The following is a 14735-nucleotide window of genomic DNA, read 5'->3' on the forward strand; positions in this document are numbered from 1 at the left end:
ACCTATGAAGAATCTGCAATTGGCGGGCGTTGCCCGCGCGATGTTCGCCAGCCGGCGTGCATGGGTGTTTGGCGCCGCCATGGCAATGGCAGGCGTGGCGAACGCCGCTCCCGTGGAAATCCAAGTCTGGCACACGCTGTCTGACGCGAATAAGGCCGAGTTCGAAAAGCTGGCCAAGCAATACAACAAAGAGCAGGACCAGGTCAGCGTCAAGCTGCGCGGGTTCAACTCGCAGGACGCGCTTGAGCAAGAGGCCGCCACGGCCGTCAAGGCTAAGAATGCGCCCAATCTGGTGCAGCTGACCGATAACCACTCGCCGGAAGTCGTGGCCCAGCACAAGGCCATCCTGCCGATGTACGAACTGCTGGCCAAGTACCCGATCAAGGACCTGAACTGGTTCGTGCCGGCCACCAGCAGCTTCACGCGCGACGGCAAGGGCCGTCTGCTGGCCTTCCCCTGGATGGCCGAGGTGCCGGTGATGTTCTACAACACCGCCGCCTACAAGAAGGCGGGCCTCGATCCCAACAATCCGGCCCGCACCTGGAACGGTCTGCAGGCCGAACTGTTGAAACTGCGTGACGTGGCGGATATCGATTGCCCCTACGCCTCCAGCGACCAGGTCACCGTGCACCTGGAGAACCTGGCGCCGATCAACGGCCAGCAATTCACCAGCAACAACAACGGGCTGGACGCGGTCACCAAGAAGAGCGCTGCGCCTGCCATGCAGTTCGACACGCTCTACATGCGCCACATTTCGCTGATGGTCAGCTGGAAGCGTTCGCTGCTGTTCATGGCGCACACGGGCGACGCTTCGGCTGACAAGCTGTTCGCCAAGGGCGAATGCGCGGTGCTGACGGCCAATTCGGGCGCCTTCGGTACCTTCCTGACCACCAAGTCGCTGTCGTTCGGCGTGGCGCCGGTGCCTTACTACGATCAGGCTACCAAGACCGCCGGCCAGCCGTTTGTCAGCGGCTCTGCCCTGTGGGCGCTTGAAGGTCGTCCGCAGGCCGAAGAAAAAGCCACGGCGCAATTCCTGGCCTGGCTTTCCAAGCCGGTGATCGCCGCGGAATGGCACCAGCGCACGGGGTTCCTGCCCCTGACGGAAGCCGCATTCCGCGCGTCCGACGTGTCGTTCTACAAGAGCATCCCGGGCGCGCAAGCCGTGATCGCTTCGATGAGCTCGCGTCCGGCCAGCAACAGCCGTGGCTTCCGGATGGCAAACTACAACCGCATCGAGCCCGTGCTGAACCAGCAACTGAACGATGCCTTTGAAGGCAAGGTGCCGCCCGTGTCGGCCCTGAACAACGCGGCGACCCAAGCGCGCAGCATCGCCACGCAACGTTGATCCTCCTGGCTTGAACCGGCAGCGCTGACGCCTGCCGGTTTCGTCCGCAAGAACCCGGTCCCACGACCGGGTTTTTTTTCGTCCGCAGATCGCGTTGGCGCAAGGTGGATCAATGCATCCATGCGTATATGCCAGTCTGGCGGGGCGCCAGCCCGTCGTCCACCATGCCGTTCATGCGTACCGCTTCGGGTGCGCCCTTTGCTTGCGGTGAGGCATGGTTCGAATCTTCTTCCTGGTGGCAAGCCTGTCCGGCCTGGGCGCTTGCACAAGCTGGCCAGCCAATGGCGGCCCTGGCACGTCGTGGCATACGGCTGAGCCTGCCGCGGGTGGCTTCCGATTTGACTGGCGCCTGTCGGGCGATCCCGCGGTTGCGCCCGTGCAGGTGTTCGATAACGGCCAGGAAGTCTGGCTGCAGTTTGCGCCGGGCCAGGCCTTGCCCGCCGTTTTCGGCGTGCGGGGCGACGGCGAACATGCCTTGCCCTATGTGCGCCGCCATCCTTATGTGGTCGTGAACGGCGAATGGGCCGTGCTGCGCTTTCGCGGGGGCCGCTTGGCGGCAAGGGCGGAGCGTGAGGACGACCTGGCGAACATGGCGGCAGCGCCCGCGCAATCCGAGCCGGTGGCCATGCCAGGCGTCGGCGCCTTGGCCGCTGAGGGGCCGCTGGCCGTCAATGGCCCGGCGGCGGTCGCAGCGCCGGAACCTGTGACATCCTCGCCGCCTGCCGTGTCGGTTCCGCAATTCCGGGCGGCCCCGCCGGACGCCACGCTTCGCGCCGTGCTGGCGCGTTGGGCGGAGGGTTCGGGGTGGACGTTCCAGCCGCAGCATTGGGCGGTGGACGTCGATATTCCGTTGTCCGCGTCGGCGGATTTCTCGGGCGACTTCAAGTCCGCCGTCCGCGAATTGCTCGGTGCAACCGAACTGGCCGAGAAGCCCTTGCAACCTTGCTTCTACGGCAACCAGGTGCTGCGCGTGGTGCCGCTCGCCCAGTCCTGCTCTCGCACGGCATCACTGCAAGGGGGCGGAGCATGACGATCAAACGCGTGATGTGCGTGGCGGCGTGCGGGATGCTGGGCGGGGTGTTGAACGGGGTGTTGGGCGGTTGTGCGGCATCGGACCAGGCGGCGGATCTGACCCGAGCCGCGAACCAGCGGCATGCGGTGCTGGCAGGCCGCCATCAGGCATTCGCGGACCGCTTGACGGACCGCCAGGCGCGCATCGCCGCGCAGGAAGTCGCTGCGCCCTGGATCGCGGGCAAGCCACAACCGCTGGCGCGCGCCGTGTCTTTGCCGCCTGCGTTGCGGGAAAACGTGCCCACGACACTGATGCTGGCCGACGAGGCGGATCTTTCCTCCCTGGCTCAACGCCTGGGTGCCGCCACCGGCATCCCGGTGCGAGTGCGGCCCGACGCCTTGCTCCCGCTTGAGCAGTTCCTGCCGCGCCTTGCCGTGGATACGGGGCTGGCGGCGCCGCCCCCCCTACGGCTTGAAGTCCGGGAAGGGCCCTTGCCGCTGGCCGATCTTTTGGATGCGTTGGCTGCCCGGTTCTCGGTGCACTGGCGCTATGTGCGAGACGCACTGGAGTTCTACCGCACCGAAACCCGCGTGTTCGATGTGCGGGCGCTGTCGCTGGCCAGTGCGGTCGATGTGCGCTTGGGCCGCTCGGGTAGCGAAGACGGTGAGGGCTTTGAAAGCACCTCCAACACCACCTTGTCGGCGAAGGAGCACAACGCGTTAGCGGTTCTGCGCGCCAGCATCGTCCCCTTCCTGACACGCTCGGGCCTCGTCGCGGATGCCGTGGACGGCGCGTCGTCATTGGTAGTCACGGACACGCCCGAGGCCCTGGAACGCGTCGCGCACTTTCTCGAGCGCGAGAACAAGGCGATGACGCGCCGCGTGCGGCTCGTCTTCGAGGAAATCACCGTCATCCTCAAACAATCGGCGTCGGGCGGCGTGGACTGGAATGCGCTCTACGCCGCGGCGGGCGCATCGGCGCGCCTAGCCTTGCCCGGGGCTGCCCCGCTGGGCGCGGGCATGCTCGAGGCCGGTGTCGATCGGGGGCCGTTCGACGGATCGCGCGCGGTCGTCTCGGCGCTCAGCACGATGGGCGCGATCGTGCGCCACCGCAAGGTTCCCGTCCTGACCTTGAACCGCCGGCCGGTCACGCATGCGATCCGGACCACGTTTTCCTATATCGATCGGGTGCAGAGCACCGCCGTCCCGGGCACGACGGCTGGCGGTGCCAATGGTTCGCTGCCCGCGGTGTCGATCACGCAGAAGGAGGAAACCGTCGGCTCGTTCCTGACGCTGTTGCCTGACATCCAGGAAGACGGGCAGATCCTCTTGTCCGTCGCCTATGACAACGCCGTGGCGCAACCGCTGAAGACCATTACCTTCGGAGAGCGCGGCAATCAGGTCCAGGTCCAGCAGATCACGATCGATGGCAACGGCACCGTTCAGCAGATCGAGTTGCGGCCAGGTCTGCCCGTCATCCTGTCCGGTTTCGACCGCAGCCAGGACCAGCATGATCGTCAACGCCTGGCGCCGGGCCTGCCGCTGATCACTGGCGGCCAGGATAGCGCCGGCCAGGAACGCGAGACCACCCTGGTGCTGGTGACGGCGCAGGTCGAAGAAGGCTATTGAGGGCCCGCCATGAATCGAGCCCCCCATTTCATTCTGGTTGATTGCGCAGGCGCTGACCGCAAGCTGGCATTCGGCCTGAGCTGGCAGGTGCTGATCGGCTCCGATGTTGCCGGATTGGCGCGCGCCCGCGGTCGGCGGCTGCGGGCGACCCACCTCGTCGTCGGCGGTTCGCCCGCGACGGTAGCCGGGTATGGCCGGACGCTTTCGTCATGGCGCCGGGGTTCGCCGGCAACGGCATCTCGGCGACGACACACACCGCATATCCAGGCCGCCGCGCAACTCTACGCATTGCGGTATCCCGAAGGCGGCATGTGCCTGGTCCCGCTTCCGGAAGGGCGCTATTGGTTGGCCGCGGCGCAAGATGGCAGCGTGCTGTCACAGGCGGACAAGGTGTTTGCCTCGCACCGCGATGCCTTGGATGCGCATGCGCGCTTGCGGGAGCAACGTCCCGCCTTGCCAGAGCACGATGCCGACGCGGTGTGGGCCGCATTGCAGCAGGCCGTGCAGCCCGGCGCACGGCTGGCGGCGCTGCCGTCCCGGTGGGCCGCGATGCCGCTTGCCTTACGTCTGTTTCTGATATGCGTGGCGTTGTCGGCGGCTCTGCCGCCGCTCTGGAATGGCTTGTCGACGTGGATCTTCTCGCGCAATCCGGAAATGCTTGATCACGCGACGGCAGAACCGGTGGATCCCTATCTGGCAATGCTGGAAGCGACGCCTACGCATGCACCTGCGGATCTCTTGCGTTTGCTGGGTGCCGTAGGGAAGCTGCCCATCCAGGTGCAGGGGTGGGCGCTGCGCCACGCGCAATGCGATGCCGGGCCAAGGGCCTGGAACTGTTCCGCGCGCTACACCCGGGCGCATCCGTTCGCCACGAACCAGTTGCTGCACGCCCGGTTGCCTCCCGGCTGGCACGTGTCCTTCAAACCGCTGGACGAAGCCACGCTGTCCTGGCGGGTGGCGTCGGATGCCGTGTCTTTGGCGCGTTTGGCGCTGCCCAGCGCGTTGCGCATGGATACCGAACTGGTCGCGGCGCTTCAGCGCTTGCAGCCGGCGTTCGCATCCGTCGCATTGGATCCGGCGGTCGCATTGCCGCTACCGCCGTCGCTCACGACGGAATCGCCTGCGTTCCCGGCGCCGGTCCCGCCGGCCATCCGACGCCGCGCCTTGCGTATGGCCGGGCCATTGCGTTCATTCGCGTTGTTACCCGGGCCGCTTCCCGCAGTGCGGTGGTCGCGCCTGACGCTGGATGTGCAGCCGCAACGCCAGCCCAGCCTGGTTGCCAGCACGCTGGTCGCCGAATTGCACGGAGAACTGTATGAGCAGGAATGATTTTGCATCCGGCCGCGCGGCCTTCGCGCGTGGTGCCGCTTGGGTCCTGGCCGTGGGTTTTTCCCCTGTGTCCGCTGCGGCGGCCCAGGCATTGCCGCCGCAATCCGAAGCCGCGCAAGAATGGCCAGAAGTAGAAACCGTGCGCACGCTGTTGCGCGCCGATGCCGCCGCCGCGTTAGCCGATTGCCGGATACCGGGCATTTGCCCCGCTGGTGCGGCACCGGTCGTCGCCGGCGAGCCCATGGTCCGGCGGCAGGATGATATCCGGGTAGCCGCGATATTCGGGCTGGCCAGGCGGCTTAGCGCCGACGTTGTCGTCAATGGTGCATTGCTGCGCTACCAGGCGGGCCGTGCCGCACCCGTTGCGGGGCAGGTCTCGGCAGGTGCTTATCAACTGCTTTCCATCGAAGGTGCCTGCGTGCGCTTGCGCCGGGACGCCGCAGACCATACCGCCTGCCTGACGGCGGGAAGGGTAGAGCCATGAACGCCCTGGCAACGGCGACGCAAACCCTGCTGCCCCGCGAGCTGCATACCGCCGACGACATTTCCCGCCTGGTACCGGCCTTTGCCCGCGCCTTGGCCCGGGAATTCGATCTGGCCGCATTGGCCGGCCGGTTATGCCCCGTGCTGCTGGAAAGCGGCGATGTGACCATCTTCGCCGTCAAGGAATACCTGCAGGGCGATCCCATCGACGAGGTCGAGCGCCTGGTGCGTTCGGGAGGATACCGGTTGGCGCAACCGTCCCGATACGCGCTGCCGGCGCCCTTGCTGCTGATGGTCGCCCGCGGGCAATTGACGGCGGCAGGGCTTGCCTCCCAGGGCGCGGGGCGGCAAGTCGAGCGCACCTCTGCGCTGGCGGCGCTCTTTTTGGACATCGTGCGGTGGGGCGTCGTCCAAGGCGCGAGCGACGTGCACATCAACGTGAACCGCCGTCGCGAGGCTTGCGACATCCGCTACACCATCAACGGTGAATACGTCACCACCGAGCGGTTCTCCGGCTTGTCCAATACGACCCTGCTCGAGGTGTTAGCGGTGGCATGGATGGACGTGCGCGGCGGCAATGGCGCCGTGTTCGATCCGGCTCTCGAGCAGCAGGGACGCATCGCGCTTGATGTGGACACTGTCCCGCTTGTGCTTCGTTGGGCGTCTCTGGCTACCGATGCGGGGCCGTCGGTCTGCCTGCGCATCTTGCGCCTGGACGCCGCCGCCGATGGCGACCTGCATGCGCTCGGCTACCTGCCTGCGCAGATCGAGACCTTGCTGCGCGCGCGCGAACGCGAAGGGGGGGCCATCGTGCTGGCGGGCGTCGTGGGGTCGGGCAAGTCCACCACCATTGCGACGCTGATGCGCGGCATCGCCGTCACCCGTAAAGTCATCACGCTGGAAGACCCGGTCGAATATGTCATTGCCAATGCCTTGCAGAACACGCTGGGAAGCGCGTTGGCCGAATCCGCTTGGCCGGCGTTCGACGCCAAGCTCAAGACCATCAAACGCTCGGCCATGAACGATCTGCTGATCGGTGAAATCCGCGATGTCGATACCGGCCGCGCCTTCATGGATCTTGCCGGCTCGGGCGTCAGTTTGTATGCCACCACGCACGCGGGCGCGGCAGCCCTGATTCCGGAGCGTCTTGCTTCGGATGCGATCGGCGTGTCACGTGACTTTCTTGCCACGCCAGGCATTCTGAAGCTGCTGGTCTATCAAACGCTGCTGCCCCGCTTGTGCGCAGCCTGCGCATTACCGGTGGACAGCTTGTGGCTGGCGCATACGCAAGCATCCGATGGCTTGCGGGATTGGCGGGCCTGGACCGGTTGGCTGCAGCGGGCGTACCAGCTGGAAGCCGACGCGCTCAAGGTCAGGAATACAGCGGGGTGTGCCGCTTGCCGCCGGCCCCAATTGCCCGAGCTCAACGGCACGGCAGGGCGCAGCGTCGCGGCCGAATTGATCGAACCCGAGCGAGTGGACGGCTTCCTGGAGCGCGTACGCAAGCGCGACAACCTGGGTCTTGCCCAGTGGGGAGAAAGACCGGAAGCGGCCGGCGGTTGGCGCCAGGCGGACGGGCAGGGCTTGCGGGCCCTGCACTGCGCATTGCACAAAGTGAATGCCGGAGAAGTCGACCCTCGGGTGTTGCTGCGCCGTTTCGATCTCGCCGTCTCACCGCACACTGTGCGCGTGAGGCCTGTGGGGGCGCTCGCCGGGCGAGGGGGGCCGGCATGAACACCCATTTGCTTGCCCTGGATGCGCTGCGCTTCCGCACCCAGCGCGCGGACTATTACGAGTATCTGGCGGACCTTGTTGAAGGAACACAAGGGCGCAAGAGCTTGCGCGACATTTTCGATGACGATGCGCGCCGCTACGGGCGGCGCACCGTGCGGGGGCGTCTGTCGCACCACTGGGCCGGTGCCTACCTGGAGGCGGGGGGTGACCTTGGTATGGCGTGGTCCGGCACGCTGCCTGCCGAAGAATGTCTTCTGCTGAGCTGTGTCCAGGAAGAGGGGGGGGATCTGGCGGAGGCGCTGCGCGACTTGGCCCGCGCAGTCCGGCTGGGCGGAGATGCCTGGTTTGCCGTGGTATCGGCGGGCGCGGCCGGCGTGGCGGCCGCCGCTGTGGCGCTTGCCCTGTTGTGCGCGATCCCTTACTTCAGCGTGCCGCGTTTGCAGCAGGTTTTTCAGATGGTGCCTGCAGAGGACTACGGGCGTCTGACACGCGGGCTGTTTGCCTTGGCCCAGGGGTTGCGGCAATGGTTGCTGCTGTGGCTGGTGCTGGGCGTGGGCATGGTCTTGCTGAGCTTATGGTCGCTTCCGAACGTCGCAGGCACTTTCCGCGCGGGACTCGACCGCTGGCTGCTGTGGCGGCTCTATCGTGATTTCCAGGCAATCCGCTTTCTTTGCCTGCTGTCGGTGCTGGTCCGACAGCACGGCGCGGCCGATACCCGCTTGCGCCACGCGTTGGCAGTCCAGGCGCGGGATGCGCGGCCGTGGATGCATGCGCATCTCCAATCCATGCTGGGCCGTCTGGACGGCGGCGCCAGCGGTCCCGAGATATTCAGCACGGGGCTGCTGGACGAGCAAACGTGGTGGTACCTGGCCGACATGATCGATGCACTCGGGCTGGAGACCGGACTGGCGCGGGTCCGGCATCGCGTCGAATCGCAGTTGCTGGTCAGAGTCCGCCGCCAGGCAGCCGCGTTGCGATGGGTGCTGCTGATCGCCTCGTTGGCGACCGTGCTTGGCGTCACGCTCTGGCACTACGCCGCCATGGATGAACTGCGCCGCGCTCTCACCAACTTCTATGCAAGCCAATAGCAGTGTCCTGTTTCACTTAACGGAGGTAATCATGCAACAGGTGAATCAAGTCCATGTCGGCGCTGCGCGCCAGCGGGGATTTTCCTTGATGGAGGTGTCCATCGTGACCGCGATCGTCTTGTTGATCGCGATCGTCGGCATCCCAGCGATCGGGGCTTATGTCATCGAGAACAAGGTGCCCAAGGTCGGCGAAGAGCTTCAGCGCTTTGTCGCCAGCATGAAAATCAATGCCCAGGGCGGAGGCGTCACACCCTATACCGGGCTGGATACCGGTGCTTTGGCCAACGCCATGCGCGACTCCAGCGTGCTGGCCGTGCAAGGCGCAGGGGCCTCTGCGCGCATCACGCATGGCCTGGGTGGTAGCGGATCGGGCCGCAACGGCGTCGTCGAGGTCGCTGCCGCAGCCTTGGGCGGCGCAGGGCTAGGCTCCGCATTCACGCTTACGCTGACCAACGTCAGCCATGCCGCCTGCCCGGCGCTGGCTTCCGTCATGCAGCGGGTCTCGGAAACCATTTCGATCGGAGGCAGTTCCGGCGCCAAAATCGTGAAAGACACGCTTGCGACGCCCGCCGTGCCATACCGTGCCGCGCAAGCCCAGGCCCTATGCAGCCAGGGCGAGGTCAACACTTTCATGTTCACCGCCAGATGACGCGCGTCTCCCTGCCCCACTGCGCCGTGGCTCGTCGACGGCGCCAGGGTGGCTATTCATTGGCGGGTCTGGCGCTCGCGTTGGCCTTGACCTCTCTGCTCGCCCTTTGGGGTTCCAATCAGCTCGTCCAACGGATCGAGGATGCCGCGGCGCGCTCGGCGGGCGTGTGGATGGCGCAGGTCCGGCAGGCGGCCGCAGGCATGCTTGCGCGTCATTTTGACGCGCTGGCCAAAGGGGCTGTGCCGCTCGACCACACGGGCGCAGCGCTGTTCGCGGATCCGCTATCGCCCACCGTGGCGGAATTGCGCGCCCTGGCGCACCTGCCGGCCGACTTCCCCGAAAACTCGGCCCTGGGCTTCGGCGCGCAGGTCCGGGTGCTAAGAGGAGGGGGCTGCCCGGGCGAGCGATGCCGGATCGATGCCCTGGTCTATAGCGCCACGCCGGTGTTGAAACCGGGGACACGGTCGCCAGACCTGGTCAGTCTGGCATCCGTCATCGAAGCCGCGGGCGGCTATGGCGGCGCCGTCTGGCCCGAGACGCCGGCGCAGGCCCGGGGCGCCGCATTCAGCTTCAGCAATCCGCTCATGCCGGGCGCGCCCACCTATGCGCCCGGCACGCTGGCGCTTTGGGCGGGGGCGGGGTCCGAACTAGGGTCGGATCCCGCACCGGCTTTCCCCGACCTGGAACCCTTTGTTCGCATTGGCGATGCGCGCGATCCCACGCTCGCCGGGTCGTTGAGCGTTGCGGCCTCTGTGGCCGCGGGTGCCTACCTCAGCGTGGGGGCGCGCGGCCTTCCGGGGCATGCGTGCGGCCTGGTCAACGGCACCATGGCCAGCACGAACGCGGGCGAGTTGCTGGCGTGCCAATCCGGCGTCTGGCAACCCGCCAGCGGCGGCTTCGGCGGCGCATTCAGCACCAACAACCGGTTCGGATGCCGGCATTATTCCGGCCAATCGACGGCGAATCCGCGCACGGGAGATTGTTCGTGTCCCGCGGCCTACCAGCCCGTTATCGTGTCGGCGGGCGGGAAATGGACCGAAACCGAGGGCTGGACAACCGGCTATGTCTGCGTCCGTTAGCCTTGCCGCCCCTTCGTTCCGCGCTTTTCCGCCAACCCTCTATAATCAAAGATTCGCCTAAATCCTGCGTCATCCACGATGAAATCCTCTGAGATTCGCCGCCAGTTCCTGCAATTCTTCCAGTCGAAGGGGCACACCATTGTTCCTTCGTCGTCGCTCGTCCCCGGCAACGACCCGACCCTGCTCTTCACCAATTCAGGCATGGTCCAGTTCAAGGACGTCTTCACCGGCAAGGAATCGCGGTCGTACACGCGCGCCACGTCGTCGCAGCGCAGCGTGCGCGCCGGCGGCAAGCACAACGACCTGGAGAACGTGGGCTACACCGCCCGCCACCATACGTTCTTCGAAATGCTGGGCAACTTCAGCTTCGGCGACTACTTCAAGCGTGATGCCATCCAGTACGCCTGGGAACTGCTGACGCAGGTCTACAAGCTGCCGGCCGAAAAGCTCTGGGTCACCGTGTACCAGGAAGACGACGAGGCCTATGACATCTGGGCCAAGGAAGTCGGCGTGCCGACCGAGCGCATCATCCGCATCGGCGACAACAAGGGCGCGCGCTACGCCTCCGACAACTTCTGGCAGATGGCCGATACCGGCCCGTGCGGCCCGTGCTCGGAAATCTTCTTCGACCACGGCCCGGAAATCTGGGGCGGCCCCCCCGGATCGCCTGAGGAAGACGGCGACCGCTACATCGAGATCTGGAACCTGGTGTTCATGCAGTTCGAGCGCGACGCTGCCGGCAACATGCCGCGCCTGCCGCGCCCCTGTGTCGATACCGGCATGGGCCTGGAGCGTATCGCCGCTGTTCTGCAGGGCGTGCATTCCAACTACGAAATCGATCTTTTCCAGAAACTGATCCACGCTGCCGCTCGCGAAACTGGCATCAAAGATCTGGAAAACAATTCGCTCAAGGTCATCGCGGACCACATCCGCGCCTGCTCGTTCCTGATCGTGGACGGCGTGATCCCCAGCAACGAAGGCCGCGGCTATGTGTTGCGCCGCATCGTGCGCCGCGCGTTGCGTCACGGCTACAAGCTGGGCCAGACCAAGCCGTTCTTCCACCGTCTGGTGCCGGATCTGGTCGCCGAAATGGGTGAGGCCTATCCGGAACTGGCCGCCATGGCCGACCGCGTGGCCCAGGTGCTCAAGCAGGAAGAAGAGCGTTTCGGCGAAACGCTGGAACACGGCATGCGCATCCTGGACACGGCCCTGGCCAATGTGGCCAAGGGCGGCGTGCTCGACGGCAACACGCTGTTCACGCTGTACGACACCTACGGTTTCCCGGTTGACCTGACCGCCGACATCTGCCGCGAACGCGAAGTCGAGATCGACATGGCCGGCTTCGAGGTCGCCATGGAACGCCAGCGCGACCAGGCTCGCGCCGCCGGCAAGTTCAAGATGGCCGAAGGCCTCAGCTACGAAGGCGCCGACACGCGCTTCGAAGGCTATGAAAAGCTGGAGCTGTACAACGTCAAGGTCACCGCCTTGTACGTGGACGGCACCCAGGTGCAGGAAGTGAAGGCCGGCCAAAGCGCCGTGGTCGTGCTGGACGCCACCCCGTTCTATGCGGAGTCGGGCGGCCAGGTCGGCGACACGGGCTTGCTGGAAGCGGACGGCGTGCGCTTCGCCGTCGCCGACACCCTGAAGATCCAGGCAGGCGTTTTCGGCCACCATGGCGTGCTGGAATCCGGTTCGCTGTCCGTGGGCGACACCCTGCTGGCCCGTGTTGATGCGGTCCGCCGCGCCCGCACGGTCCGCAACCACTCGGCCACCCACCTGATGCACAAGGCCTTGCGCCAGGTGCTGGGCGCGCACGTGCAGCAACGCGGCTCGCTGGTGGACGCCGACAAGACCCGTTTCGACTTCGCGCAAGACGCGCCGATGACCGCCGAACAGATCGCGCGCGTCGAGGCCATCGTCAACGCCGAAGTGCTGGCCAACCAGCCCACCGTGGCCCAGGTCATGGCCTACGACGATGCGGTCAAGGGCGGCGCCATGGCGCTGTTCGGTGAAAAGTACGGCGATACCGTGCGGGTGTTGGACATCGGCTTCTCGCGCGAACTCTGCGGCGGTACGCACGTCAGCCGCACGGGCGATATCGGCCTGTTCAAGATCGTTTCCGAAGGCGGCGTGGCCGCGGGTGTGCGCCGTATCGAGGCCATCACCGGCGACAACGCGCTGGCTTGGGTGCAGAACCAGAACGCCTTGCTGACCCAGATCGCGGGCATGCTGCGCAGCACGCCGGCCGATGTGCCGGCCCGCATCGCGCAGGTGCAGGATCAGGTCAAGGCGCTGGAAAAAGACCTGGAACAATCGCGCAACAAGCTGGCCGCCAGCGCGGGCAACGACCTCGCCACCACTGCTGCGGTGGACGTCAAGGGCATCAAGGTCCTGGCCGCCAGCATCGGCGACGTGGATCCGAAGGCCTTGCGCGGCATGGTCGACAACCTGAAAGACCGCCTGAAGCCGGCCGTCGTGCTGCTTGCCACCGGCTCGGCCGATGGCAAGATCAGCGTGGTGGGTGGTGTCACGGCTGACCTGACCGATCGCATCAAGGCCGGCGACCTGGTGGGCTTTGTGGCCAGCCAGGTGGGCGGCAAGGGCGGCGGCCGCCCCGACATGGCCATGGGCGGTGGCACCGACCTCGCTGCCTTGCCTGCGGCGATCGCCGGTGTGCAGAAGTGGGTGGGCGAGCGTCTCTGATGGGCGGCGCGGATACCGGCCTCGATGCGGGCGCGCAAGCGCCTGCTTTCGAACAGGAAGTGGATGCCAGCGGCCTGACTTGCCCGTTGCCCATTTTGCGCGCCAAGAAGGCGTTGGCGCAGATGGCCAGCGGCGAGGTATTGCGCGTCATTACGACGGACCGCAACGCCATCCGCGACTTCCAGGCTTTTGCTCGGCAAACCGGCAACACGCTGGTCTTGCAGCAAGAGGATGACGGCCGCGGCGTGCATTACCTGCGCCGGCGCTGATCCTCAAGACGGGCCGCGGCATGGCGGCGCACTCTGCACCAATAGAAAGGCCCGCTTCGTGCGGGCCTTTTTTCGTCGACGCGGGCGTGCTTACTTGTGGATGGCTGCCGCGACGGCCTGGGTGATGGTGAAGTCCACCAGATCGCCTTCCTTGAGCTGCTGTAGGCGTGCCTGCAGGGCGGGGTCTTTCACCTGGATCGTGCGCATGCCGCCTTGAGGGCCTTTCAGCGTGACCAGGTTGGCGCTTTTGTTGATGTGCCAGATCTCGGCGGTGATCGTCGTCTGGCGGCCCACTGCACCGCCCGGCTTGGCGCCCTTGGCGCTGCGGTTGGCGGCGGTCTCGGTCACCACTTCGGGGGCGCCCGAACCGGCCGGGCGCACATCGACCGCGACGGACTCGTAATAGTCCAGCGTCAGCGTGTCGCCCGGCTTGATCTGTTGGAAGTTACGGACTTCCGGGCCTGCCAGCACGTCCACGGTATTACCGTTGGCGCCTTGCAGCGTGATGGTGCGGGTCGCGGGGTCAACGGCCGTGACCTTGCCCGAAGCGGTGGTCAATGCCGCGCCTACGACACGGGCGGAGGCCGCAAGCGGCATTGCCAGCGTGCCCAGCAGCAGGCCGGTCAGAGCAAGGCGCGCGACGGGGGCGAAGACGGATTTCTGGTTCTTCATGGTGTGGCACCTCTCCAATAGAGGAAGTGTTGGGAAAAAACACGGAAAAAACGCGGGGAAAACCGGGGAAGGAAAAAGGGGGGATGGTCCACCCTCAGGACGAGGGCTTGAAAGCAGCAGAAAGGCGGCGCCGTAGCGGCGTAGCCAGGGGGAGCAAAGCGCCAGGTCTTGCGCAGGTCGACATAAAACCGATCTCTCCAATCGGGTTATTCTTCACACGCACTCAGGTTCAACCGCACAAATGCAGGCGCGAAGCGCGGCTGGGGGCTACACTTTCACCTGCGGCGGGCTCCGGCCCGTATTTGTAGAATACCCGGATGTGGTGTTTTAGGATACAAATTGCGCCGCCACGACTGATTCAGCACCTGCATTTGCCAGCCGGCTTGTTTAAGTGCTAGAATTTCCCGTTTTTCACAACTAATTCAAGGGATTACCTATGGTGGTGATTCGCCTGGCCCGCGGTGGGTCCAAGAAGCGTCCGTTTTACAACCTGGTGGCCACCGATTCGCGTAACCGTCGCGACGGCCGCTTCATCGAGCGCGTGGGTTTCTACAACCCCGTAGCTAGCGAAGGCACGGAAAACCTGCGCATTGCGCTGGATCGCGTGCAGTACTGGACCGGCACTGGCGCGCAACTGTCGCCCGCTGTCGAGCGTCTGGTCAAGGACTACTCGGCCAAGGTTTCCGCCGCAGCTTAATTGCCTGCGTCGTACAGCCAAGCCGTTAGTTCAGCTGTAAAGCTACC

The 14735-nt window shown here is 65.7% G+C and carries 13 protein-coding genes; 12 read left to right on the top strand and 1 reads right to left on the bottom strand.

Going from position 1 to position 14735, the window contains the following annotated elements; genetic code table 11:
• Positions 1-4: 4 nt before the first annotated feature.
• The 11 genes from CEY09_RS26840 (at position 5) to CEY09_RS26890 (ending at position 13319) form a co-directional block, all read left to right on the top strand.
• Complete coding sequence (locus CEY09_RS26840) at positions 5-1345, top strand: extracellular solute-binding protein (RefSeq protein ID WP_088590943.1); 1341 nt, start codon at positions 5-7, stop codon at positions 1343-1345.
• Between the two features lie 214 nt (positions 1346-1559).
• Positions 1560-2375, top strand: a complete 816-nt coding sequence (locus CEY09_RS26845; protein WP_088590944.1) for a TrbG/VirB9 family P-type conjugative transfer protein — start codon at positions 1560-1562, stop codon at positions 2373-2375.
• 35 nt (positions 2376-2410) lie between these two features.
• Complete coding sequence (locus CEY09_RS26850) at positions 2411-3985, top strand: hypothetical protein (RefSeq protein ID WP_377785584.1); 1575 nt, start codon at positions 2411-2413, stop codon at positions 3983-3985.
• Between the two features lie 9 nt (positions 3986-3994).
• The gene (locus CEY09_RS26855) at positions 3995-5314 is read left to right on the top strand and encodes a type IV pilus inner membrane component PilO (protein ID WP_234818415.1); all 1320 of its coding nucleotides are present in this window, start codon (positions 3995-3997) and stop codon (positions 5312-5314) included.
• A complete protein-coding gene (locus CEY09_RS32055) occupies positions 5301-5798 on the top strand; it encodes a hypothetical protein (protein ID WP_143219582.1) in 498 nt (165 codons plus the stop codon). Before CEY09_RS26855 ends, CEY09_RS32055 begins: the two co-directional genes overlap by 14 nt.
• Entirely contained in the window at positions 5795-7531 is a 1737-nt protein-coding gene (locus CEY09_RS26865; RefSeq protein WP_088590948.1) for an ATPase, T2SS/T4P/T4SS family, read from the top strand. The genes CEY09_RS32055 and CEY09_RS26865 overlap by 4 nt, the downstream gene beginning before the upstream one ends.
• Positions 7528-8619 (top strand): general secretion pathway protein, encoded by a 1092-nt coding sequence (locus CEY09_RS26870; protein ID WP_088590949.1) that lies wholly within the window; start codon positions 7528-7530, stop codon positions 8617-8619. Before CEY09_RS26865 ends, CEY09_RS26870 begins: the two co-directional genes overlap by 4 nt.
• Positions 8620-8650: 31 nt before the next feature.
• Positions 8651-9268 (top strand): type 4 pilus major pilin, encoded by a 618-nt coding sequence (locus tag CEY09_RS26875; protein WP_088590950.1) that lies wholly within the window; start codon positions 8651-8653, stop codon positions 9266-9268.
• Between the two features lie 86 nt (positions 9269-9354).
• Entirely contained in the window at positions 9355-10347 is a 993-nt protein-coding gene (locus CEY09_RS26880; RefSeq protein WP_234818416.1) for a prepilin, read from the top strand.
• Between the two features lie 78 nt (positions 10348-10425).
• Positions 10426-13050, top strand: a complete 2625-nt coding sequence (alaS, locus tag CEY09_RS26885; protein ID WP_088590952.1) for an alanine--tRNA ligase — start codon at positions 10426-10428, stop codon at positions 13048-13050.
• Positions 13050-13319 (top strand): sulfurtransferase TusA family protein, encoded by a 270-nt coding sequence (locus CEY09_RS26890; RefSeq protein ID WP_006224009.1) that lies wholly within the window; start codon positions 13050-13052, stop codon positions 13317-13319. Before alaS ends, CEY09_RS26890 begins: the two co-directional genes overlap by 1 nt.
• A 90-nt stretch (positions 13320-13409) precedes the next feature.
• On the opposite strand, the gene CEY09_RS26895 is transcribed toward CEY09_RS26890, so the two are convergent.
• Positions 13410-13991: a hypothetical protein gene (locus CEY09_RS26895; protein ID WP_088590953.1), complete on the bottom strand. Its 582-nt coding sequence runs from the start codon at positions 13989-13991 to the stop codon at positions 13410-13412.
• Positions 13992-14427: 436 nt separating this feature from the next.
• On the opposite strand from CEY09_RS26895, the gene rpsP reads away from it, so the two are divergent.
• Positions 14428-14688 carry a 30S ribosomal protein S16 gene (gene rpsP, locus CEY09_RS26900; protein WP_006224007.1) on the top strand — a complete coding sequence of 87 codons (261 nt, stop codon included), beginning with the start codon at positions 14428-14430 and terminating at the stop codon, positions 14686-14688.
• Positions 14689-14735: the final 47 nt, after the last annotated feature.

The organism is Achromobacter marplatensis (genome assembly GCF_002209535.1).
Classification (GTDB): Bacteria; Pseudomonadota; Gammaproteobacteria; order Burkholderiales; family Burkholderiaceae_B; genus Achromobacter; species Achromobacter marplatensis.